Source organism: Mesorhizobium sp. RCC_202 (assembly GCF_041355295.1).
In the GTDB taxonomy this organism is placed as follows: Bacteria; Pseudomonadota; Alphaproteobacteria; order Rhizobiales; family Rhizobiaceae; genus Mesorhizobium.
In genome coordinates, this window is record NZ_JBFUPO010000007.1 from 204,524 (window position 1) to 224,141 (window position 19,618).

At 63.7% G+C, this 19,618-nt stretch carries 20 protein-coding genes; 17 read left to right on the forward strand and 3 right to left on the reverse strand.

Annotation, left to right across the window (positions count from 1 at the left end; all coding sequences use genetic code 11):
* The first annotated feature begins 117 nt into the window (after positions 1-117).
* The 3 genes from ccmB to AB6802_RS18100 all read left to right on the forward strand — a co-directional run bounded on the left by ccmB (position 118) and on the right by AB6802_RS18100 (position 1,655).
* Positions 118-783, forward strand: a complete 666-nt coding sequence (ccmB, locus tag AB6802_RS18090) for a heme exporter protein CcmB (protein ID WP_371011522.1) — start codon at positions 118-120, stop codon at positions 781-783.
* 123 nt (positions 784-906) lie between these two features.
* Entirely contained in the window at positions 907-1,080 is a 174-nt protein-coding gene (gene ccmD, locus AB6802_RS18095) for a heme exporter protein CcmD (RefSeq protein WP_371011523.1), read from the forward strand.
* Positions 1,077-1,655, forward strand: a complete 579-nt coding sequence (locus AB6802_RS18100; protein ID WP_371011524.1) for a DsbE family thiol:disulfide interchange protein — start codon at positions 1,077-1,079, stop codon at positions 1,653-1,655. The genes ccmD and AB6802_RS18100 overlap by 4 nt, the downstream gene beginning before the upstream one ends.
* 15 nt (positions 1,656-1,670) lie before the next feature.
* On the opposite strand, the gene AB6802_RS18105 is transcribed toward AB6802_RS18100, so the two are convergent.
* Positions 1,671-2,117 (reverse strand): GNAT family N-acetyltransferase, encoded by a 447-nt coding sequence (locus AB6802_RS18105; protein ID WP_371011525.1) that lies wholly within the window; start codon positions 2,115-2,117, stop codon positions 1,671-1,673.
* Between the two features lie 232 nt (positions 2,118-2,349).
* On the opposite strand from AB6802_RS18105, the gene mdh reads away from it, so the two are divergent.
* The 14 genes from mdh to AB6802_RS18175 all read left to right on the forward strand — a co-directional run bounded on the left by mdh (position 2,350) and on the right by AB6802_RS18175 (position 16,787).
* Positions 2,350-3,318 (forward strand): malate dehydrogenase, encoded by a 969-nt coding sequence (gene mdh / locus AB6802_RS18110; protein WP_371011526.1) that lies wholly within the window; start codon positions 2,350-2,352, stop codon positions 3,316-3,318.
* Positions 3,319-3,371: 53 nt separating this feature from the next.
* Positions 3,372-4,565 (forward strand): ADP-forming succinate--CoA ligase subunit beta, encoded by a 1,194-nt coding sequence (gene sucC, locus AB6802_RS18115; RefSeq protein WP_371011527.1) that lies wholly within the window; start codon positions 3,372-3,374, stop codon positions 4,563-4,565.
* A gap of 4 nt (positions 4,566-4,569) precedes the next feature.
* Positions 4,570-4,941 carry a cupin domain-containing protein gene (locus AB6802_RS18120; protein ID WP_371011528.1) on the forward strand — a complete coding sequence of 124 codons (372 nt, stop codon included), beginning with the start codon at positions 4,570-4,572 and terminating at the stop codon, positions 4,939-4,941.
* Positions 4,942-4,944: 3 nt separating this feature from the next.
* Positions 4,945-5,439 carry a DUF1579 family protein gene (locus AB6802_RS18125; protein ID WP_371011529.1) on the forward strand — a complete coding sequence of 165 codons (495 nt, stop codon included), beginning with the start codon at positions 4,945-4,947 and terminating at the stop codon, positions 5,437-5,439.
* An 83-nt stretch (positions 5,440-5,522) separates the two neighbouring features.
* Positions 5,523-5,828: a hypothetical protein gene (locus AB6802_RS18130; RefSeq protein WP_371011530.1), complete on the forward strand. Its 306-nt coding sequence runs from the start codon at positions 5,523-5,525 to the stop codon at positions 5,826-5,828.
* Entirely contained in the window at positions 5,755-6,171 is a 417-nt protein-coding gene (locus AB6802_RS18135; RefSeq protein WP_371011531.1) for a PIN domain-containing protein, read from the forward strand. The genes AB6802_RS18130 and AB6802_RS18135 overlap by 74 nt, the downstream gene beginning before the upstream one ends.
* Positions 6,172-6,198: 27 nt before the next feature.
* Positions 6,199-7,101: a succinate--CoA ligase subunit alpha gene (sucD, locus tag AB6802_RS18140; RefSeq protein ID WP_371011532.1), complete on the forward strand. Its 903-nt coding sequence runs from the start codon at positions 6,199-6,201 to the stop codon at positions 7,099-7,101.
* 143 nt (positions 7,102-7,244) lie between these two features.
* Positions 7,245-10,232: a 2-oxoglutarate dehydrogenase E1 component gene (locus tag AB6802_RS18145; protein WP_371011533.1), complete on the forward strand. Its 2,988-nt coding sequence runs from the start codon at positions 7,245-7,247 to the stop codon at positions 10,230-10,232.
* A gap of 49 nt (positions 10,233-10,281) precedes the next feature.
* Complete coding sequence (gene odhB, locus AB6802_RS18150) at positions 10,282-11,562, forward strand: 2-oxoglutarate dehydrogenase complex dihydrolipoyllysine-residue succinyltransferase (RefSeq protein ID WP_371011534.1); 1,281 nt, start codon at positions 10,282-10,284, stop codon at positions 11,560-11,562.
* A gap of 70 nt (positions 11,563-11,632) precedes the next feature.
* Positions 11,633-12,367 (forward strand): DUF4241 domain-containing protein, encoded by a 735-nt coding sequence (locus AB6802_RS18155; protein ID WP_371011670.1) that lies wholly within the window; start codon positions 11,633-11,635, stop codon positions 12,365-12,367.
* Complete coding sequence (locus AB6802_RS18160; protein WP_371011535.1) at positions 12,367-12,879, forward strand: hypothetical protein; 513 nt, start codon at positions 12,367-12,369, stop codon at positions 12,877-12,879. Before AB6802_RS18155 ends, AB6802_RS18160 begins: the two co-directional genes overlap by 1 nt.
* Positions 12,876-13,631: an SDR family oxidoreductase gene (locus AB6802_RS18165; RefSeq protein WP_371011536.1), complete on the forward strand. Its 756-nt coding sequence runs from the start codon at positions 12,876-12,878 to the stop codon at positions 13,629-13,631. The genes AB6802_RS18160 and AB6802_RS18165 overlap by 4 nt, the downstream gene beginning before the upstream one ends.
* A gap of 29 nt (positions 13,632-13,660) precedes the next feature.
* Positions 13,661-15,067, forward strand: a complete 1,407-nt coding sequence (gene lpdA / locus AB6802_RS18170) for a dihydrolipoyl dehydrogenase (protein ID WP_371011537.1) — start codon at positions 13,661-13,663, stop codon at positions 15,065-15,067.
* Between the two features lie 61 nt (positions 15,068-15,128).
* The gene (locus AB6802_RS18175; protein WP_371011538.1) at positions 15,129-16,787 is read left to right on the forward strand and encodes an acetolactate synthase large subunit; all 1,659 of its coding nucleotides are present in this window, start codon (positions 15,129-15,131) and stop codon (positions 16,785-16,787) included.
* A 624-nt stretch (positions 16,788-17,411) separates the two neighbouring features.
* Here the strand turns inward: AB6802_RS18175 and AB6802_RS18180 are convergent.
* The gene (locus AB6802_RS18180; RefSeq protein WP_371011539.1) at positions 17,412-18,464 is read right to left on the reverse strand and encodes a TraB/GumN family protein; all 1,053 of its coding nucleotides are present in this window, start codon (positions 18,462-18,464) and stop codon (positions 17,412-17,414) included.
* 140 nt (positions 18,465-18,604) lie between these two features.
* A complete protein-coding gene (locus tag AB6802_RS18185) occupies positions 18,605-19,543 on the reverse strand; it encodes a tyrosine recombinase XerC (protein ID WP_371011540.1) in 939 nt (312 codons plus the stop codon).
* Between the last annotated feature and the right edge of the window lie 75 nt (positions 19,544-19,618).

A 19,618-nucleotide genomic window follows, 5' to 3' on the forward strand; every position in this document is an offset into this window, starting at 1 on the left:
CCCCGCAGGTTCTACGTTGGAGATTGGCGAAAGCCCAAATGGCATCCAATCTCCCCCCTTGAGGGGGAGATGGCCGGCAGGCCAGAGAGGGGGGCCTGGGCGCAGGCATCTCAAATCATGCTAGCCCTCTTCCTGCGCGATATCCGCCTCTCCATTCGCGCCGGCGGCGGTGCGCTGGTCGGCGTCATCTTCTTCCTCGCCGTCATCGTTACCATCCCCTTCGGCGTCGGCCCCGATCTCAACCTTCTGTCGCGCATTGGGCCGGCGATTCTCTGGATCGCCGCCTTGCTCGCCTGCCTGCTCGGGCTTGACCGCCTGTTCCAGGCCGATCGCGAGGACGGCTCGCTCGATCTGCTGGTGCTCAACAACGACAGCCATATGCTGGCACTGACGGTGCTGACAAAGTGCCTGGCGCATTGGACGGGCAGCGTGCTGCCCCTGGTGGTCGCCGCGCCCCTGCTCGGCCTGTTCATGAACATGGACCCACTCGGCATCGGCGCCACGGCGCTCACCCTTCTCGTCGGCACGCCGGCCATCACCTTCATTGGCGCTGCAGGCGCGGCGGTTGCCGTCGCGCTGCCGCGCGGCGGGCTGCTGATCTCGGTGCTGGTGCTGCCGCTGACCATCCCGGTGCTGATCTTCGGCGTTTCGGCGAGCTATGGCGCCGTCGCCAACCCGGCGCCGTTCCTGCAGCCCTTCCTCATTCTTGCCGCGCTGACCTTGTTTCTTGCCGTGCTCGGACCGATCGCTGCGGCGCTGGCGCTGCGGCATGGGACGGATTGATGCCTCCCCATCGTTTGATCATGCGGCACCGAGGCGAATTGCGGGATCTATAGTGCGGCGCTAAGGGAATGGCATGATCGAGCGGATGGCAGGTCTGGAAGATATTGTCAGGGAGCGACAGGGATGAGCGCACACGCCGTCTTCGTCACCGCCGCCTATGCCATCACGGCCATCGTGCTGGCCGGGCTGATCGGCTGGATCCTGCTCGACCAGCGAGCGCGCAAGCGTGAGCTCGCGGCGCTGGAGGCCGCCGGCGTGCGGCGGCGTTCCGACAAGGCTGGAGCGGCAAAGCCATGAGCAGCGAGACCGAAGCGCCGGCGCCGCGACGCCGCCTGTTCGTGCTTTTGCCGCTGCTGGTGTTCCTGGGGCTGGCCGGTCTGTTTCTGTCGCAGCTTTTGTCCGGCCGCGACGCCGCCGAAATCCCCTCGGCCCTGATCGGCCTGCCGGCGCCGCAAACCAGTTTGCCGCCACTCGACGGCGCCAATCTACCGGGGCTCGATTCCAAAAACTTCGCCGGCAAGGTGACGCTGGTCAATGTTTTCGCCTCCTGGTGCGCGCCGTGCCGCGAAGAGCATCCGGTGCTGCTTGGCCTGTCGCAGGACAAACGCTTCAGCATGGCGGCATTGAACTATAAGGATCAGCCGGAGAACGCGCGCCGCTTTCTCGGCGATCTCGGCAATCCGTACCAGGCGATCGGGGTCGACCCTGCCGGACGCACGGCGATCGATTGGGGTGTTTATGGCGTGCCGGAAACCTTCGTCATCGGCAAGGACGGCAAGATCGTCTACAAGCATGTCGGGCCGCTGACGCCGGACTCGGCGCGCGATCAGCTGCTGCCGCAGATTGAAAAAGCCCTGGCCGCGCCGGGCTGAGGGCAGCCCGCGTCTTCAGAGAGCCGCCGGTCTCGACAGATCATAGACATACATCACGAAGGTTTCCGCCGGCCCGTGCGGCTCGCCGCTGGTCTCATAAAGCGTGCGTGCCGGTTTGTTGTCGGGCTCGGTGCCGACCCAGGCTTCGCCACAGCCATGCTCGCGGCCGATCGTGAACATGGCGTCGAGCATTTTTCGCGCGATGCCTTGCCGACGATAGGCTGGGGCCACGCCGACCTCATCGATGTAGAGCTCTGTCACCTTGTCGGGATGGCGGTGGATCACGGCCGCGCACTGGCCGATCACGATATCGTCACAGATCGCAACGATCATGAAATGGCCGGGCGAGGCGAGATAGGCGGTGAGACGGTCCGGCCAGACCGGCTCGTCGAACACCTCTTCCGCCACTTGCATCACAAGGGCGTCATTGCCGGGATGAAGCCTTCTGATTTCGACGTTCATTGTGTAAATTCTCCTCAGTCGGCTCACAAACTTTGACGTTTACGTAAATCCCAAAGCATCTAACCGATTGAAAATGCTGGGCTCAAAATAATCGTTTGAATTTTTCGGCAGGCGGAGCTATTGCGTGCGGCGAAATTTTGCGGTTTCCCGCATCCTTTTTAGGCCTCCCCGGCCCCGTCATCCAGCCCGCAGATTTCGGGCATCGTCACAGACAAAGGGAAAACATCCTCACATGGCACGCAACAAGATAGCGCTCATCGGCTCGGGCATGATCGGCGGCACCCTCGCCCATATGATCGGCCTCAAGGATCTCGGCGACGTGGTGCTGTTCGATATCGCCGAGGGCATTCCGCAGGGCAAGGGTCTCGACATCGCGCAGTCTTCCCCCGTTGACGGGTTCGACTCCAGGCTGACCGGCGTCAATGACTATGCCGGCATCGAGGGCGCGGATGTGTGCATCGTCACCGCCGGCGTGCCGCGCAAGCCCGGCATGAGCCGCGACGATCTTCTGGGCATCAACCTCAAGGTCATGGAACAGGTCGGCGCCGGCCTCAAGAAGTACGCGCCGAAAGCCTTCGTCATCTGCATCACCAACCCGCTCGACGCCATGGTCTGGGCGCTGCAGAAGTTTTCCGGCCTGCCGAGCAGCCATGTCGTCGGCATGGCGGGCGTGCTCGATTCCTCGCGTTTCCGCTATTTCCTGGCCGAGGAGTTCAAGGTTTCGGTTGAGGACGTCACCGCTTTCGTGCTCGGCGGCCACGGCGATTCGATGGTGCCGATGATCCGCTATTCGACGGTGGCCGGCATTCCGCTGCCCGACCTCGTCAAGATGGGTTGGACCTCGAAGGAGAAGCTCGACCAGATCGTGCAGCGCACCCGCGACGGCGGCGCCGAGATTGTCGGCCTGTTGAAGACCGGGTCGGCCTATTACGCGCCGGCCGCTTCGGCGATCTCGATGGCGGAAGCCTATCTGAAGGACAAGAAGCGCGTGCTCCCATGTGCTGCGCACCTGTCGGGGCAGTATGGCGTCAAGGGCACCTATGTCGGCGTTCCGGTGGTGATCGGCGCCGGCGGTGTCGAGCGCGTCATCGAGATCGACCTGTCGAAGGCCGAGCAGAAGATGTTCGATAGCTCGGTGGCCGCCGTTCAGGGCCTCACCGAAGCCTGCACCAAGATCGCCCCACATCTCGCCAGCAAGTAATCTGGCCGGCAAGTAATCTCGCCGGCAAGTAACCGTCCTCGGAGACCAAGCGCATGAACATCCATGAGTATCAGGCCAAGGCGCTGCTGAAGTCGTTCGGCGCGCCGGTGGCAAGCGGCGTTCCGGTGTTCAAGGCCGGCGAGGCCGAAGCCGCCGCCAAGGCTTTGCCCGGCCCGCTTTACGTGGTGAAGAGCCAGATCCATGCCGGCGGCCGCGGCAAGGGCAAATTCAAGGAGCTCGGCCCCGACGCCAAGGGCGGTGTGCGGCTGGCGAAGTCGGTGGCCGAAGTCGTCGCCAACGCCAATGAGATGCTTGGCCACACGCTGGTCACCAAGCAGACGGGACCTGCCGGCAAGCAGGTCAACCGGCTCTATATCGAGGACGGCGCCGACATCGCCCGCGAGCTTTACCTGTCGATCCTGGTCGATCGCTCGGTCGGCCGCATCGCTTTCGTCGTCTCGACCGAGGGCGGCATGGACATCGAGGGCGTCGCCCACGACACGCCGGAAAAGATCATCACCGTCGCCATCGACCCGAAAAAGGGCGTGAGCGCCGACGACGTCAAGAAGATCAACGCCGCGCTGAAGCTCGACGGCGACGCGGCGAAAGACGGCGGCACGCTGTTCCCGATCCTCTACAAGGCGTTCGTCGAGAAGGACATGAGCCTGCTCGAGGTCAACCCGCTGATCGTCATGAAGGACGGCCATTTGCGCGTGCTCGACGCGAAAGTGTCGTTCGACAACAACGCGCTGTTCCGTCACCCGGACGTGGTCGAGCTGCGCGACACCACGGAAGAGGACGAGAAGGAAATCGAGGCGTCGAAATACGACCTCGCCTATGTCGCGCTCGACGGCAATATCGGCTGTATGGTCAACGGCGCCGGCCTCGCCATGGCGACGATGGACATCATCAAGCTCTATGGCGCCGAGCCGGCTAACTTCCTCGATGTCGGCGGCGGTGCGTCGAAGGAAAAGGTCACGGCGGCCTTTAAGATCATCACCAGGGATCCGGCGGTCAAAGGTATCCTGATCAATATCTTCGGCGGCATCATGAAATGCGACATCATCGCCGAGGGCGTGATCGCCGCGGTCAAGGAAGTCGGGCTGAAGGTGCCGCTGGTGGTGCGCCTCGAAGGCACCAATGCCGAACTCGGCAAGAAGATCATCAACGACAGCGGCTTGAATGTCGTGTCGGCCGACGATCTTGATGACGCGGCCAAGAAGATCGTCAAGGCGGTCAAGGGCTGAGCGGATGCCTCCGCGCAAAATAAACCTCGTCGAGGCGGCGGACCAAAAGATCAAAAAGGTCTTCGATCCGCATATCGCCGGCGACGTCAATGACGCCCAGGCCAAGGTCGCCAAGTTCGGCGAGGTGTTCGACTGGCACGCGCATGACAATGAGGACGAGGCCTTCCTCGTCCTGCGCGGGCGCATCGCCATCGATTTCCGCGACGGGCCGGTCGAGCTCGGCGAGGGCGATTTCATCGTCGTGCCGCGCGGCGTCGAGCACCGTCCGCGCTCGCTGACCCCGGAGCCCGTGGTGCTGATGTTCGAGCCGGCGACGACCTTGAACACCGGTAATGCCAAAAGTGACCTCACCGTTTCCGACCTGAAGCGGCTCTGACCCATGAACGCGGCGTCTTTCTCCTCGCTCTCGGACGGTCACCAGCGCCTGCAGGCGCTGGTCGGCGCCTGGCGCGGCGAGGAAGAGGTTGCGGCCACGCAATGGACCGATGCCGGCCCGGCGACCGCGGAAGTGGTGGCGGAAGCGCAGTTCGGCGGCCTGTTCGTGATGCAGCGCTATCGCCAGCGCCGCGACGGCACCATCTCGTTCGGCGCGCACAATGTGTTCGGCTTCGACCAGCAGAACGGCGCCACGACCATGCATCAGTTCGATTCGATGGGTTTCGTGCCGGCTTCGCCGGCCACGGGCGCGTGGAACGGCAGCGAGCTGGTTCTGGAGCGGTCGTCGCCGCGCGGTACTGCCCGCGTAACCTTTGTTTTTGAAGACGCCGACGCCTACCGCATGAAACTTCAGTTCAAGCCGGCCGGCAGCGATGTCTGGCAAGACATGGTGAGCGGCATCTATCGGCGCGTCTCGCCTTCCGCAAAGGAAGGCTGACCGATGGAGATGGCGAGCAAAGCGGTTGAAGAATTACACATAATCACACATATTATGCGTGTGTATTTATGTGGAGACGGACGATGAAGAACGTCACCTTGGCTATAGACGAGGCTCTGCTCGAAAAGGCGCGCGGTCTTGCCGGGCGTCGCCAGACGACGCTTAACGCCCTTATCCGGTCACTGCTCGCGCATGAGGTCGAGCAGGAAGACCGGATTGCCTGGGCGAAGGCTGGAATGAAGCGGCTGATGGACGAAGCGGCGAAACGAAGCAACAGCGCCGACACCCCCTATAAGTGGGATCGAAGGGACGCCTATGCCGACCGGGAAGATCGACTGCTTTCTCGACACGAACGTCCTGATCTACGCGGCTTCGGAGAAGAATCGTGATCCGCGACGCGCACCGATCGCCGAAGAGCTTATCTCGCGAACCGTCTTTGGCGTGTCAGGACAGACTTTGGCTGAATTCGTCGCCGTCGCGCGAAGGAAGTCTCTCGTTGGCGATGACCTACTCGACCAATGGCTGGCGTTCCTCGGAACCTGCCCATTGGCACCTGTCGACGAAGGCTATGTCCGCGCAGGATTGGAGTTCGCGCGGCGTTACGGCATTCACTACTACGACGCCGCGCTTCTCGCCGCGGCGGAATATCTCGGCGCGCCGATTTTCTACACCGAGGATCTCAATCACAACCAGATCTATGGCTCGGTCCGGGCCATCAATCCTTTTCTCTAATCGCTGAAGTCAGGGGCGTTTCTACCCATGTCCATTCTCATTGACAGGAATACCAAGGTGCTGGTGCAGGGTCTGACCGGCAAGACCGGCACGTTCCACACTGAACAGGCGCTGGCCTATCACGGCACCAAGATGGTGGGCGGCATCCATCCGAAAAAGGGTGGCGAGACCTGGATCGGCTCGAAAGGCGAGAGCCTGCCGATTTTCGCCACCGTCGCCGAAGGCAAGGCAAAAACCGGCGCCAATGCCTCGGTCATCTATGTGCCGCCGGCAGGCGCCGGCGAGGCGATCCTCGAGGCCATCGAGGCCGAGATCCCGCTCATCGTCTGCATCACCGAAGGCATCCCGGTGATGGACATGGTCAAGGTCAAGGCGCGGCTCGACCGCTCGACCTCGCGGCTGATCGGACCGAACTGCCCGGGCGTGCTGACGCCCGACGAATGCAAGATCGGCATCATGCCCGGAAACATCTTCCGCAAGGGCTCGGTCGGCGTTGTTTCGCGCTCGGGAACACTTACCTATGAGGCAGTCTTCCAGACCACCAATGTCGGCCTCGGCCAGACCACGGCGGTGGGCATTGGCGGCGATCCGGTCAAGGGCACCGAGTTCATCGACGTGCTCGAGATGTTCCTTGCCGACGACGAGACCAAGTCGATCATCATGATCGGCGAGATCGGCGGTTCGGCCGAGGAAGACGCCGCGCAGTTCCTCAAGGACGAAGCCAAGCGCGGCCGCAAGAAACCGATGGCGGGCTTCATCGCCGGGCGCACCGCCCCGGCCGGTCGCACCATGGGCCATGCGGGCGCGGTCATCTCGGGCGGCAAGGGCGGCGCGGAAGACAAGATCGCGGCCATGGAATCGGCCGGCATCAAGGTATCGCCCTCGCCGGCGCGTCTCGGCACGACGCTGGTCGAGGCGATCAAGGGTTAGGCAGTAGTGAGTGGTAAGTAGTCAGTAGTGAAAAAGGGACAACAGGTGAGCAGCAGCTGAGTGGTGAGTGCCGTTTTTCTACTCACTAATGACTACTCGCTATTCCCCCGAAAGGAGACGGAGCCAGGCTCCGCAGACAAAAAATGGCACGACAAGATCAGGCCAACGACCAATTCTCGCTTACTTCATTCCTTTATGGCGGCAACGCCGATTACATCGACGCGCTCTATGCCGCCTATGAAGACGATCCGGCCTCGGTCGACCCCGAGTGGCAGGATTTCTTCGCGGCGCTGAAGGACGATGCGGGCGACGTCCGCAAGAACGCCAAGGGCGCTTCCTGGGCAAAGCCGTCCTGGCCGCTGCAGGCCAATGGCGAGCTGGTCTCGGCGCTCGATGGCAATTGGGGCCTGGTCGAGAAGACGATTGAAAAGAAGGTCAAGGAAAAGGCGGTCGTCAACGGCGCGGTGCTTTCGGATGCCGACGTGCACCAGGCGACGCGCGATTCGGTGCGCGCCATCATGATGATCCGCGCCTACCGCATGCGCGGCCATCTGCATGCCAATCTCGACCCGCTCGGCATCGCCAAGCCGCTCGAGGACTATAACGAGTTGTCGCCGGAGAATTACGGCTTCACCGCCGCCGACTACGACCGGCCGATCTTCCTCGACAATGTGCTGGGGCTCGAATTCGGCACCATCCGGCAGATGCTGGAGATCCTCACCCGCACCTATTGCTCGACGCTCGGCGTCGAGTTCATGCACATCTCCGATCCGGAAGAGAAGGCCTGGATCCAGGCCCGCATCGAAGGCGCCGACAAGGAGATCACCTTCACCGCCACCGGCAAGAAGGCGATCATGCAGAAGTTGGTCGAGGCCGAGGGCTTCGAGCAGTTCATCGACGTCAAATACAAGGGCACCAAGCGCTTCGGTCTCGACGGCAGCGAGTCGCTGATCCCGGCGCTGGAGCAGATCGTCAAGCGCGGCGGCCAGCTCGGCCTCAAGGAGATCGTGCTCGGCATGGCCCATCGCGGGCGGCTGAACGTGCTCTCCCAGGTCATGGCCAAGCCGCACCGTGCCATCTTCCACGAGTTCAAGGGCGGTTCGGCCGCGCCCGACGAGGTCGAAGGCTCGGGCGACGTGAAATACCATCTCGGTGCCTCGTCGGACCGCGAGTTCGACGGCAACAAGGTGCATCTGTCGCTGACCGCCAACCCCTCGCATCTGGAAATCGTCGATCCGGTGGTGATGGGCAAGGCGCGCGCCAAGCAGGACCAGCTCTCCGGCCGCGAGCGTGGCGAGGTCGTGCCGCTGTCGGAGCGCGCCAAGGTGATGCCGCTGTTGCTGCATGGCGATGCGGCGTTTGCCGGCCAGGGCGTGATCGCCGAGATCCTCGGGCTCTCCGGCCTGCGCGGCCACCGCGTCGCCGGCACGCTGCATTTCATCATCAACAACCAGATCGGCTTCACCACCAATCCGCGCTTCTCGCGCTCTTCGCCCTATCCGTCGGATGTGGCCAAGATGATCGAGGCGCCGATCTTCCATGTGAACGGTGACGATCCGGAAGCGGTGGTGCATGCCGCCAAGGTGGCGACCGAATTCCGCATGAAGTTCCACAAGCCGGTGGTGGTGGACATGTTCTGCTACCGCCGCTTCGGCCACAATGAAGGCGACGAGCCGTCCTTCACCCAGCCGATCATGTATCGCAACATCCGCACCCACAAGACCGTCGTGCAGGTCTATGCCGACCGCCTGATCGCCGAAGGCCACTTCACCCAGGCCGAGGTCGACACGATGCGGGCCGACTGGCGCGCGCATCTGGAAGCCGAGTGGGAAGTCGGCCAGCACTACAAGCCGAACAAGGCCGACTGGCTGGACGGCGCGTGGTCAGGCCTGCGCACCGCCGACAACCAGGACGAACAGCGGCGCGGCAAGACCGCCGTGCCGGCGCGCACGCTGAAGGAAATCGGCAAGAAGCTGACCGAGGTGCCGAAGGATTTCGAGGCGCACAAGACGATCCTGCGCTTTCTCGAGAACCGTCGCCAGGCGATCGACTCCGGCGAAGGCATCGATTGGTCGACGGCCGAGGCGCTGGCTTTCGGCGCGATCCTGCTCGACGGCAATCCGATCCGGCTGTCGGGCCAGGATTCCGAGCGCGGCACCTTCTCGCAGCGCCATTCGGTGCTCTACGACCAGAACGACGAGACGCGCTACATCCCGCTCAACAATCTTTCGGCGGCGCAAGCCGGCTATGAAGTCATCAACTCGATGCTGTCGGAAGAGGCGGTGCTCGGTTTCGAATACGGTTACAGCCTGGCGGAGCCGAAGGCGCTGACCTTGTGGGAAGCGCAATTCGGCGATTTCGCCAATGGCGCCCAGGTGGTGTTCGACCAGTTCATCTCGTCGGGCGAGCGCAAGTGGCTCAGAATGTCGGGCCTCGTGTGTCTCTTGCCGCATGGCTATGAGGGACAGGGGCCGGAACATTCCTCGGCCCGCCTCGAGCGCTTCCTGCAGCTCTGCGCGGAGGACAACATGCAGGTCGCCAACGTCACCACGCCGGCTAACTATTTCCACATCCTGCGCCGGCAGTTGAAGCGCGACTTCCGCAAGCCGCTGATCCTGATGACGCCGAAGTCGCTGCTGCGCCACAAGCGGGCGGTGTCGACGCTGCCGGAAATGTCGGGCGAGAGCTCGTTCCACCGGCTTTTGTGGGACGACGGGCAGCTGTTGCCCAACCAGGCGATCAAGCTGGTGAAGGATTCCAAGATCCGCCGCGTCGTGCTGTGCTCGGGCAAAGTCTATTACGACCTCTATGAGGAACGCGAGAAGCGCGGCATCAACGACATCTATCTGTTGCGCGTCGAGCAGCTCTATCCGTTCCCGGCCAAGGCGCTGATCACCGAATTGTCACGCTTCCGCAATGCCGAGATGGTGTGGTGCCAGGAGGAGCCCAAGAACATGGGCGCCTGGTCGTTCATCGACCCGTATCTGGAATGGGTGCTGGCGCATATCGACGCCAAGCATCAGCGGGTGCGCTACACGGGACGGCCGGCCTCGGCCTCGCCGGCGACGGGCTTGATGTCGAAGCATCTCAGCCAGCTCGCCGCGTTGCTCGACGACGCTTTGGGCGAATAACAAGACCGGACGAACAGACCTCAAGAAGAGAAGAGAACGGACAGGCACAATGGCTACCGAAATCCGCGTCCCCACTCTGGGCGAATCCGTCACCGAAGCGACCGTCGGCAAGTGGTTCAAGAAGGTCGGCGACGCGATCGCCGCCGACGAGCCGCTGGTCGAGCTCGAAACCGACAAGGTGACGGTCGAGGTGCCGGCGCAGGGCGCCGGGACGCTGGCCGAGATCGCCGTCAAGGAAGGCGAGACGGTGGCCGTCGGCGCGCTGCTCGGCTCGATTTCGGCGGGTGGGGCAAACGCGGCTCCGGCAACCAAGCCGCAAGCCGTCGCGCAGGCATCCAGCCCGGACGCCGCGCACACCACCAAGCAGGCCGCAGCTGAAACCGCCAAGATCGCCGGCGACGCCGGCCCGATCGAGCCTCGCACCATGCCGCCGGCGCCGGCGGCGGCGAAGCTGATCGCCGAAAACAATCTTGCGGTCGACCAGGTTTCCGGCACGGGCAAGCGCGGCCAGGTGCTTAAGGGCGACGTGCTCGACGCCATCGCCAGGGGGGCGCCCTCGCAGCCGGCCGAGACACCGAAGGCAGCTCCGGCGCCTGTCGTGGCTCGTGCGCCGTCGTCCGGCGACGACGCATCGCGCGAAGAGCGCGTGCGCATGACCAAGCTGCGCCAGACGATTGCGCGCCGGCTGAAGGAAGCGCAGTCGACCGCCGCCATGCTCACCACCTTCAACGAGGTGGACATGAGCGCGGTGATGGCGCTGCGGTCCAAGTACAAGGACGTGTTCGAGAAGAAGCATGGTGTGAAGCTCGGCTTCATGGGCTTCTTCACCAAGGCCGTAACGCACGCACTGAAGGAAATCCCCTCGGTCAACGCCGAGATCGACGCCACCGACATCATCTTCAAGAACTATGCCCATATCGGCGTCGCCGTCGGCACCGAAAAGGGCCTGGTGGTACCGGTAGTGCGCGATGCCGACCAGATGTCGATCGCCGAGATCGAGAAGGAGATCGGCCGTCTGGGCATTGCCGCGCGCGACGGCAAGCTGTCGGTCGCCGACATGCAAGGCGGCACGTTCACCATTTCCAACGGCGGCGTCTACGGCTCGCTGATGTCGACGCCGATCCTCAACGCGCCGCAGTCCGGCATTCTCGGCATGCACAAGATCCAGGACCGGCCCGTCGTGGTCGGCGGCCAGATCGTCATCCGGCCGATGATGTATCTGGCGCTCTCCTACGATCACCGCATCGTCGACGGCAAGGAAGCGGTGACCTTCCTGGTGCGCGTCAAGGACAGCCTGGAGGATCCGGAACGACTTGTGCTCGATTTGTGATCGGGCTAGTCGCGCCGTGAGCGACTTGCTGGAAGAGTTGGGGTTCGCGTTGGGCAGGGTGGCGCGAAGCATCCGGCGACGAGTTTTCCATCGAAGCATCGTTGCGGTCGGCCTGTCCACCGCCATCCCGTCGCTGGCCCTCGCGGCCGAATGGGATGCAGCGACGGCCAGCAGCAATTTCGGCATCTTCGCGCTCACCGATGCGCAACTGGCAGAGCGCAAGATTATCGTCACACCGATCGGCGATCTTGAACTGCCGACGGGTGAGATCATTGCCTGCGATCCGCTGATCACAGGCGACGACTGGCCAGCACTGAGCCGTAGGGTAAAGCCCGGGCATTACGCCGTTACGCTGTTCGAGGCACAGGGTCGCGTAGCGGCGGCCTTCCTTCGCTTCCGCCCCGGCGTGCCAGTGCGTTGGGAGCTCGCCACATTGCCTGGACAGGACGTTTCGGCACTGAATGGAAACGAGATTTTCGGCTACCCCGTCGATGCGGGTCTGGGGTCCTTCATGGACAAGACAGCGATGGGCTTGATGTCGGCCGCTCAAGACAAACTCAAGCCGGACCAGAATTACTATGACGATGTCTTGGCGGCCGAGTTCGCGCCCAACCAGGACAGGTTTGTCATGCATCATCCGGCCGCCGGCAATCCGGTCAACATCGCCATGTTCTGGAGCGGCTGGGGCGACGGGCTATACCCAACCTTCTGGGGACTCGACGCGACGGGCGAGCCGCTTGTCCTGATGACTGACTTCGGCGTGCTCGACAACGCCGATGGTCGAGAGGGCGGTCAGGCAAACTGATGACTAAGATCAGCTCGCCGACGATCGGACTTGTGGCTGGATCGCTGGCTTTGCTGGCGACGAATTCCGCCGCGCAGGCCGCTTGCCCGATCCAGCTTGCCGTCTATGGCGAGACGCGGAGCGGGGCGGAGATCGATTTCACGCCGACCGGCACCTCGGCGACGGTCACCAACACGTTCCGCATGATCCTCGACAACAATGTCGTGCTCGACGGCATCGCCATGTGGACCGAAGGCTCGGCCGGACGGCCGCACGGCTCGCTGATGTACAAATGCCCGACGGGCGACGTCACCGGCGACGAGCTTGCCGCCTGCACGCTTTGGGAAGGCGTCATCTACAGCGCCGATGACAAGGGTGTTGCCGGGCTGCTGCCGGCGGAAGGCGTCGAGGCGCCCAAAAACCTGATCTTCCCGGATCTCGGGCCGGCGCTTGAGAGGTCGACCGCGCAGGGTGCGGGCGGCTTCACCAAAGTGCCGTGGGATATCTTCGTGCTGAAAGGCTGCCAGGAATGAGTACGGAGAAAAAAACGCTGCTGGTCACCGGCGGCAGCCGGGGCATCGGCGCCGCCATCTGCCGGCAGGCGAACCGGGCCGGCTATCGTGTGGCCATCAACTACGTCTCCAACCAGGCGGCTGCCGAGGCGCTGGTCGCCGAGCTCAAGGCCGATGGCGGCGACGCTTTTTCGGTGAAAGGCGATGTCGGCCACGAGGCCGAAGTGGTGGCGATGTTCGAAGCTGTCGACCGGACGTTCGGCCGCCTCGACGCTTTCGTCAACAATGCCGGCATCGTCGACGTCAAGGCGCGGGTCGACGAGATGAGCGTCGAGCGGCTGGAGCGCATGATGCGGATCAACGTCACCGGCTCGTTCCTGTGCGCAGGCGAAGCGGTGAGGCGCATGTCGACACGGCATGGCGGCAAGGGCGGCGCGATCGTCAATCTGTCGTCCGCCGCCTCACGGCTGGGCTCGCCCGGTGAATATGTCGATTACGCCGCCTCGAAGGGTGCGATCGACACCATGACCATCGGGCTGGCGCGCGAGGTGGCGCTCGAAGGCATCCGCGTCAACGCGGTCAGTCCCGGCATCACCGAAACCGAGATCCACGCCTCCGGCGGCCAGCCCGATCGTGTGGCGCGGATGCAGGACATGCTGCCGTTGAAGCGCGCCGGCACGGCCGATGAAGTCGCGAGCGCGGTTCTCTATCTTCTGTCGGATGCGGCCTCCTATATAACAGGCGCGATCCTGAATGTGAGCGGCGGCCGCTGAGGCCGGATACCGGATAAAAGGATTCTATTATGGCTTATGACGTCGTTATCATCGGATCGGGACCGGGCGGCTATGTCTGCGCCATCAAGGCGGCGCAGCTCGGCCTGAAGACGGCGGTGGTCGAGAAGAACGCCACTTTCGGCGGCACCTGCCTCAACATCGGCTGCATTCCTTCCAAGGCGCTGCTTTATGCCTCCGAGATGTTCGCCGAGGCCGGCCATGCCTTCGATACGCTGGGCGTCGAGATCCCGGCGCCGAAGCTGAACCTGAAGAAGATGATGACGCATAAGGACACGACGGTGGCGTCCAACGTCAACGGCGTCGCCTTCCTGTTCAAGAAGAACAAGATCGATAGCTTCCGCGGCACCGGCAAGGTGGTCGGCGCCGGCAAGGTTTCGGTGACCGGCGAAGACGGCAAGGTCGAGGAGATCGAGACCAAGAACATCGTCATCGCCACCGGCTCCGACGTTGCCGGCATTCCGGGCGTCAAGGTCGAATTCGACGAGAAGGTGATCGTGTCGTCCACCGGCGCGCTGTCGCTGGCCAAGGTGCCGGAGCGTCTCGTGGTCGTCGGCGGCGGCGTCATCGGCCTGGAGCTCGGCTCGGTCTGGGCCCGGCTCGGCGCCAAGGTCACGGTCGTTGAGTTCCTCGACATCATCCTCGGCGGCATGGATGGCGAGGTGTCGAAACAGTTCCAGCGGCTGCTCTCCAAGCAAGGCTTCGAGTTCAAGCTCGGCGCCAAGGTCACCGGCGTCGCCAAGGCCAAGAAGGGCGCCACCGTCACCTTCGAGCCGGTCAAGGGCGGTGCCGCCGAGACCATCGAGGCCGATGTGGTGCTGGTCGCCACCGGACGCCGCCCCTATGCCGACAGCCTTGGGCTGAAGGACGCCGGTGTCGAGATCGACGAGCGCGGCCGGGTCAAGACCGACGGGCATCTGCGGACCAACGTGCCGGGTATCTATGCCATCGGCGACGTCATCGCCGGGCCGATGCTGGCGCACAAGGCCGAGGATGAAGGTGTCGCGGTCGCCGAAACCATCGCCGGCCAGGCTGGCCATGTGAACTACGAGGTCATCCCGAGCGTCGTCTACACCAGCCCGGAGATCGCGTCGGTCGGCAAGACCGAGGAGGAGCTGAAGAAGGCCGGCATCGACTACAAGGTCGGCAAGTTCCCGTTCAGCGCCAATGGCCGCGCGCGCGCCATGCTGCACACCGACGGTTTCGTGAAGATCCTGGCCGACAAGGCCAGCGACCGCGTGCTCGGCGTCCACATCGTCGGCTACGGCGCCGGCGAGATGATCCATGAGGCGGCGGTGCTGATGGAGTTCGGCGGCTCGTCGGAAGATTTAGCCCGCACCACCCATGCGCATCCGACGATGTCGGAAGCGGTAAAAGAAGCGGCGCTGGCGACGTTCTTCAAGCCGATCCATATCTAGCGCAACAAGCGCATCAGCGTTCGGTGGGCCCGGTTGGCACCGTTCGCTTAGGAGATATCTCGTGTCCAAAGGTTCTGATCTGCTTGTCGCCGCCCTCGAGAATGAGGGCGTGGATCGTATCTTCGGCATACCGGGGGAGGAAAACCTCGACGTCGTCGAATCCATTCGCAACTCCTCGATCGAGCTTATCCTGACCCGCCACGAACAGGCGGCGGCGTTCATGGCCGCCACCCATGGCCGGCTCACCGGCAGACCCGGTGTCTGCATCACCACGCTTGGCCCCGGCGCCTTGAACCTGACGACGGGTGCGGCCTACGCGCTGCTCGGCGCCATGCCGATGGTCATGATCACCGGGCAGAAGGGCATCAGGTCGTCCAGGCAGGCCCGTTTCCAGATCGTCGACGTCGTCGCGGCGATGAAGCCCCTGACCAAGCTCTCGCGTCAGATCGTTTCGCCCAGGATGATCCCGGCCGTGGTGCGAGAGGCGTTCCGCGTGGCCGCAGAGGAGCGTCCGGGACCGGTGCATCTGGAACTGCCGGAAGACATTGCGGCGGAAGAATGCGAAGAGGTGGCGCTGATCCCGCCGCATCCGGTCGAACTTGCGCCAGCCAGCCCGTTCGCGCTCGACCGCGCCGCCCGGATGATCATCGAGGCGAAACGTCCGTTGGCGATGATGGGCGCCGCCGCATCGCGGCCGCGCTCGACCTCGGACCTCGCCCAATTCGTGCTGCGGACCGGTATCCCCTATTTCACCACCCAGATGGGCAAGGGCACGGTGCCCGGCGGAACCGAACTCTATATGGGCACGGCCGCACTCTCCGAGCGCGACTATGTGCATGAGGCGATCGAGCGGGCCGACCTCATCATCACAATCGGTCACGACACGATCGAGAAGCCGCCTTTCATCATGGGCGCCGATGGGCCGCAGGTCATCCATGTCGGTTACCAGCCGGCCAATGTCGAACAGGTCTATTTCCCGCAGACCGAGGTGATCGGCGATATCGGCGCATCGCTCAGGCTGCTGGCCGACCGCCTGCAGGGCAACATTCCCAACGCGCAGGCATTGCTGCCGCTGCGCGAGGGGATATTGGGCCGCATCGCCGCGCGCGACACCGAGGATCGTTTCACGCCGCAACGCCTGGTTCACGACGTACGCGCGGTGATGCCGGCCGACGGCATCCTGGCGCTCGACAATGGCATGTACAAAATCTGGTTCGCGCGCAATTACCGCACCCGCGTCGCCAACACGCTGCTGCTCGACAACGCGCTGGCCACGATGGGCGCCGGCCTGCCGTCGGCGATGATGGCGGCGATGCTCTTTCCGCAACGTCGCGTCATGGCTGTCTGCGGCGATGGCGGCTTCATGATGAACAGCCAGGAACTGGAAACCGCCGTCAGGCTGAAGCTCAACCTCGTCGTTATGATCATCGAGGATCATGCCTTTGGGATGATCCGCTGGAAGCAGGCGGTCGACGATTTTCCCGATTTCGGCATGACCTTCGGCAATCCCGACTTCGTCAAATATGCCGAAGCCTATGGCGCCAAGGGAACCAGGGTAAGCGCCATCGGCGACCTCAAGCCGACACTTGAGCAGGCCTTTGCTGGCGGCGGCGTGCATCTCGTCGTCGTTCCGATCGACTACTCGGAGAATGAACGGGTGCTGGTCGAAGAACTGCGCCATCGGCTGCCCTGGCCGGCCAATTCCGTGCCGAATGGCTAGCAGGAAAAGTGTGTGCGGTTTTCCGTCCGGAATTGCGTAAAAACAAATAATTAGAGCAATTCCAGGAAAAGCGTGACGGCTCCCGTGCTGAGTTGGACATCGGGACAGCGCCAAACACAAAACGGCCCGCCGAAAGGCGGGCCGTTCGCTATTCAATGCTGCCCGATTACTGAGCCGGCGCAGGGGCCGGGGCAGGTGCTGGAGCCGGCGCGGGTGCAGGGGCCGGAGCGGGCGCCGGAGCTGGCGCGGGTGCAGGGGCTGGCGCCGGTTCCGCGGGCTTCATCGCGGGTGCGGGCGCCGGGGCCGGCGTGCTGGCTGCCGGCGGCTCAGCGGGGGCCGGAGCATGCTCGCCGCCGCTTCTGCCAAAGACATAATACGCAACAATGGCCAGGATAATGACAACTAGGGCGATCAGCCATCCGCTGCCGCCGCCGCCACTTGATGGGGGCGGGGTGCTCGGAGTGGTGAAGGGGTCGTTCGGGTTCGCCATGAAACGTGTCCTCCTTGGAATGAAAGGCATCAAAATAACTGCCATCAACGCGCTGATCCCGTAATCGGTTTCACGCGGACGGGTAGAAAACACTGAAAAACCGGTGTTTTCGAGCCCGTCAGCCGCCAGGCGACTCAGTTGACAGCGGTAACACTATACCCTGCCTTGCGAAAATCTTCGACAAGGCCTTCGGGTCCAGGCAGATGCATGGCGCCGACCGCCATGAAGACATTGCCCCTGGCAAGGATCGGCCCGGCATGCTCGGCCATCACCTTGTTGCGGCTGACGATCATGGTCTGGTCGAATTCGGCGTAGTCGTCGACCTCTCCGGGAATGGCGGCCTTGAACAGCGGCTCGATCATGCCGATCTCGCCGCGCTGGTAGAGGATGATCATGGTCTCGTTGACGTCGTTGACCTTGTCGCCAAGCTTCAAGGTCTCGACCAGGCCCTTCATGTGAAAGCTGATCGGCAGCGAAGCCATGGCGCGCAGCTGGTCGGCGGCTGTCTCCAGCCCTTCGACGGTTTTGCCGGAGGCCTTCGCGTCGGTGGCGAGTTTGTCGTCGAGCACCCGCCCGCCAGCGGTCTGGCGCGCCAGCTCGCATGCCGGCAGCGCCAGCATTGCCGACAAAATCCATGGCTTCATCTTGGCGACCGTCGCCGGCGGTATGCCGCGCGCGTCGAGACCCTTGTCCATCACCGCGACGTCTTGCGGCGACAGCAGCGACGACAGCGTTGTGCTGTCGGTGAACATCATCAGGTCCGGCTCCTTCATCAGGGCCGCCATCATCTTGGTCTTGTCGAGTATGTCGGTGGTTTCGATGATGATGGTGCCGGCGCCGTCATAGGCCTGCTTGGCTGCCGGCGGCAGCGTGGTGACGCGCGTATCGGTCATATGCATGGTGCCGAAGAGGTAAGACGGCGTTTCGCCGGGCTTCTCCAGTTTCCACAGCAAGCCCTTGCCGTTCGGCACGGCGGCGGCTTCCGCCTCGACCTTCTTGAAGGCGGCGGGGTCGCTCTTTTGCAGCGCCGCCAGCATATCGGTGCCGCTGCAAACGGCTTCGGCATGCGCCTGGACGGCGAACAGCAGGACGGCGACGAACGACAGGAAAAACAGCAGGTTGAGTGCTGCGAGCAGCTGCAACGAGACGAGGGCCGCGCGGTCGGCGATGGCGATGACGCGTTTCATGAGGGCTTCTTAGGATCAAAAAGCGGCAAAACGGTTAATTGGGAGAATGAAATTGTCCCAAGCGCTATCGCCCAGTGGTTAGCGCAAACGCCCATCACGAAGGCGGGGCTGCTTCGCCAACCGCGCGGCGCTGCTGGTGATCACGCCCTCGGGTGGGCGGACTCGTAGATCTCAAGCAGCCTTGCCGTGTCGACGCCGGTGTAGATCTGGGTGGTCGACAGGCTGGCATGGCCGAGCAATTCCTGGATGGTGCGCAGGTCGCCGCCGCGGCCAAGCAGATGCGTGGCGAAGGAATGGCGCAAGGCATGCGGCGTCGCCGTCTCCGGCAGGTTGAGCGCCGAGCGCAGCCTGACCATCTCGCGCTGGATAATGGCCGGGTTGAGCGGGCCGCCACGCGCGCCGCGGAAGAGCAGGCCTTTGGCATCGATATGGTAGAGGCAGAGCCGGCGGTACTCGGCAACCGCCTTCTGGGCCACCGGCAGCACCGGCACCAGCCTTGTCTTGCCGCCCTTGCCGGTGATGCGCAGCACAGTGTCGGCCTCGGTCGCGAGATCGGCGCCGGTCAGGCCAAGCGCTTCCGAAATGCGCAGGCCGGAGCCGTAGAGCAGCGTCAGCACTGCGGCATTGCGGGCGGCGATCCACGGCTCTTCGGCCAGTTGACCTTCCATGGCGACGACTTGTCTGGCGTCGGCCGCCGTCAGCGGCTTCGGCAGCGATTTCGGCTGGCGCGGCGCGCGCAATGCCGCCGCACCCGCCGCAGTGGCGAGACCCCGTCGCTCGAGAAAGCGCAGCAGTGAGCGGATGCCGGCCAGGCCCCGTCCCAGGGTGCGGGCGCCGGCGCCGCCATTGCGGCGGGCGGCGAGGAAGCCGCGCAGATCGGCCGGGCGCAGGTCGGCAATGTCGGCAATGCCGGGCGGGCCGCCATTATGCCCGGTTAGAAAATGCAGGAACTGGCGCGTGTCGCGCTCATAGGCTTCGACTGTTTCTGGCGACAGCCGGCGTTCGCGCGCCAGCATCTTCAACCAGGCTTCGCGCGCCGCCTGGAGGTCGGGTTTCGCCGGGATGAGGAATTCCTGCATGGCGCCATTGTCCGGCAGGCTGGTTAGGAAGCGGTGAAGAGCGCGATCATTGAAATGACCGTCGCGCGGCGTTAG

What these genes read in the sequence shown, in the direction of transcription:
- ccmB (WP_371011522.1), top strand. Translation starts at nt 118, where the DNA reads ATGCTAGCCCTCTTCCTGCGCGATATCCGCCTCTCCATTCGCGCCGGC.
- ccmD (WP_371011523.1), top strand. Translation starts at nt 907, where the DNA reads ATGAGCGCACACGCCGTCTTCGTCACCGCCGCCTATGCCATCACGGCC.
- AB6802_RS18100 (WP_371011524.1), top strand. Translation starts at nt 1,077, where the DNA reads ATGAGCAGCGAGACCGAAGCGCCGGCGCCGCGACGCCGCCTGTTCGTG.
- AB6802_RS18105 (WP_371011525.1), bottom strand. Translation starts at nt 2,117, where the DNA reads ATGAACGTCGAAATCAGAAGGCTTCATCCCGGCAATGACGCCCTTGTG.
- mdh (WP_371011526.1), top strand. Translation starts at nt 2,350, where the DNA reads ATGGCACGCAACAAGATAGCGCTCATCGGCTCGGGCATGATCGGCGGC.
- sucC (WP_371011527.1), top strand. Translation starts at nt 3,372, where the DNA reads ATGAACATCCATGAGTATCAGGCCAAGGCGCTGCTGAAGTCGTTCGGC.
- AB6802_RS18120 (WP_371011528.1), top strand. Translation starts at nt 4,570, where the DNA reads ATGCCTCCGCGCAAAATAAACCTCGTCGAGGCGGCGGACCAAAAGATC.
- AB6802_RS18125 (WP_371011529.1), top strand. Translation starts at nt 4,945, where the DNA reads ATGAACGCGGCGTCTTTCTCCTCGCTCTCGGACGGTCACCAGCGCCTG.
- AB6802_RS18130 (WP_371011530.1), top strand. Translation starts at nt 5,523, where the DNA reads ATGAAGAACGTCACCTTGGCTATAGACGAGGCTCTGCTCGAAAAGGCG.
- AB6802_RS18135 (WP_371011531.1), top strand. Translation starts at nt 5,755, where the DNA reads ATGCCGACCGGGAAGATCGACTGCTTTCTCGACACGAACGTCCTGATC.
- sucD (WP_371011532.1), top strand. Translation starts at nt 6,199, where the DNA reads ATGTCCATTCTCATTGACAGGAATACCAAGGTGCTGGTGCAGGGTCTG.
- AB6802_RS18145 (WP_371011533.1), top strand. Translation starts at nt 7,245, where the DNA reads ATGGCACGACAAGATCAGGCCAACGACCAATTCTCGCTTACTTCATTC.
- odhB (WP_371011534.1), top strand. Translation starts at nt 10,282, where the DNA reads ATGGCTACCGAAATCCGCGTCCCCACTCTGGGCGAATCCGTCACCGAA.
- AB6802_RS18160 (WP_371011535.1), top strand. Translation starts at nt 12,367, where the DNA reads ATGACTAAGATCAGCTCGCCGACGATCGGACTTGTGGCTGGATCGCTG.
- AB6802_RS18165 (WP_371011536.1), top strand. Translation starts at nt 12,876, where the DNA reads ATGAGTACGGAGAAAAAAACGCTGCTGGTCACCGGCGGCAGCCGGGGC.
- lpdA (WP_371011537.1), top strand. Translation starts at nt 13,661, where the DNA reads ATGGCTTATGACGTCGTTATCATCGGATCGGGACCGGGCGGCTATGTC.
- AB6802_RS18180 (WP_371011539.1), bottom strand. Translation starts at nt 18,464, where the DNA reads ATGAAACGCGTCATCGCCATCGCCGACCGCGCGGCCCTCGTCTCGTTG.
- AB6802_RS18185 (WP_371011540.1), bottom strand. Translation starts at nt 19,543, where the DNA reads ATGCAGGAATTCCTCATCCCGGCGAAACCCGACCTCCAGGCGGCGCGC.